We start from the raw sequence: 1,778 nt of genomic DNA, 5'->3' as shown, positions 1-1,778 counted from the left end.
ATCCATCTTTAGACTTGTCCTGTCCACCGGGGTAATTTTAAAGGTCTGTGTAGGTAGTGGATGAAAACTCCTACTTTTCCCCTTGCTCTTTTGAGCGCAGCGTATCAACCTATTTCGCTACTTAATAATTACGATGGTTCAAGCCGGAACATTCAGATTTCCTTAGTCATGGATAGTTGGCAGTGGTCGGATTATTGGGAATAGGTTTCCCTCACGCCTTCCGTTCCCCGCTTCAATCTGACGGGCTGTGATTCCTAAAACTGGGGGTGGCTATCGCCGTTACTCTCAACGCCCTGATTTCTCAGTTTGTTTATGACCTTGAGTCCCCTGCCTTGCTTAGATTTCTCCAAGCGTCGGGACATATAAACAGTTATGGGATGGTCAGGGGTGCGAATCCCTTATATTCCACCAAGGGGTGGAAGTCCCACTAGGAGGTTATTTCAGGCATTGCAGCCTTATTTGACTCCTAAACGTCTCGCACTCTTCTCGCTTATTATACCGTATTGCCGTAAAATGTTAACCTAATTTGAGATGAAATCATGCTCTCTACTGAAATGGGTCACGACTCCACTCAGCAAATTGTTTTGTGACCTTGAGCTCCCTGCCTTGCTTGGAAGGTCATGTCCAAGCGTTGGGACATATAAACAGTTATGAGGATGGCCATCAGCTCGCTTCTTATATCCAACCAAGGGGTTGGAGTACCCACTAGGCAGTTATTTCGGGCATTGCAGCCCTATTTGATGCCTAAACGTCTCGCACTGAGATCATGATCACAATTAGCCTTTCACCTGCTACTACTTTGATGGCTGGCTAATTGGAACTGCGAGGGTAAAGCTGCATCAACTTCTGCACCTGTTCAGCATGGTAGGAACTACGAGTCAGGGGAGAAGCGACAATTTGTAAGAACCCTAGAGACTCCCCGTAGGCTTTCCAAGTCGCAAATTGTTCCGGGGGAATAAAATCAGCTACAGCCAGATGCTTAGAACTCGGTTGCAGGTATTGTCCTAGGGTCAGGATATCGCAGTCAACCTCTCGCAGATCTACCATGGCTTGGCGGATTTCTGCATCGGTTTCACCTAATCCTACCATTAACCCAGATTTGGTATATAACCACGGGGCGATTTGTCGCGATCGCCTTAATAATTCTAAACTACGGTGATAGTCACCCTGGGGACGAACCCGCCGATATAATCGTTGGACAGTTTCAGTATTATGGTTGAGGACTTCTGGTTTAGCCTGTAGAATGGTCTCTAGGGCTTCCCAATTGCCACACAGGTCTGGGATTAATACCTCTATGGTAGTTTTGGGAGATAGCGATCGTACCGATTCAATACAGCGGACAAATTGAGATGCTCCCCCATCAGGTAAATCATCCCGGTTCACCGACGTAATCACCAGATGATTTAACTGCATCCGTCGCACCGCCTCAGCCAATCTTTCCGGTTCTGTCCGATCAAGAGCCTGTGGTTTTTTCTCAAAGTCAATATCACAATAGGGACAGGCGCGGGTACAAGCCGGACCCATAATCAAAAATGTAGCCGTCCCCGCGTTGAAGCATTCCCCAATATTCGGACAGGAAGCCTCTTCACAGACAGTATTTAATCCCAGATCCCGCAGGATCCCTTTAACGTTCCCAACGCGCTCGAACTGGGGCGCTTTAACTCTCAACCAATCGGGTTTAGATACCATAGTAGCTCATGATATGTTTAGCTTGATTTTAGCCAATTATAGCACAAGACAGAACACTTAGGACGTATAATGGAGAGGACGAGATGACT

The 1,778-nt window shown here is 47.0% G+C and carries 1 protein-coding gene; it reads right to left on the bottom strand.

The window, feature by feature from the left end:
• Positions 1–810: 810 nt before the first annotated feature.
• Positions 811–1,689, bottom strand: a complete 879-nt coding sequence (lipA, locus tag P5683_RS24480) for a lipoyl synthase (RefSeq protein ID WP_006615955.1) — start codon at positions 1,687–1,689, stop codon at positions 811–813.
• Positions 1,690–1,778 lie beyond the last annotated feature (89 nt).

Origin of the sequence: Limnospira sp. PMC 1279.21 (assembly GCF_032349615.1) — a bacterium.
Lineage (GTDB): Bacteria > Cyanobacteriota > Cyanobacteriia > Cyanobacteriales > Microcoleaceae > Limnospira > Limnospira fusiformis.
Note: the sequence above shows the minus strand (reverse complement) of the source record. Positions and strands in the feature narration are given on the sequence as shown.

Coding starts and splice junctions, on each gene's coding strand:
- lipA (WP_006615955.1), bottom strand. CDS start 1,689: ATGGTATCTAAACCCGATTGGTTGAGAGTTAAAGCGCCCCAGTTCGAG.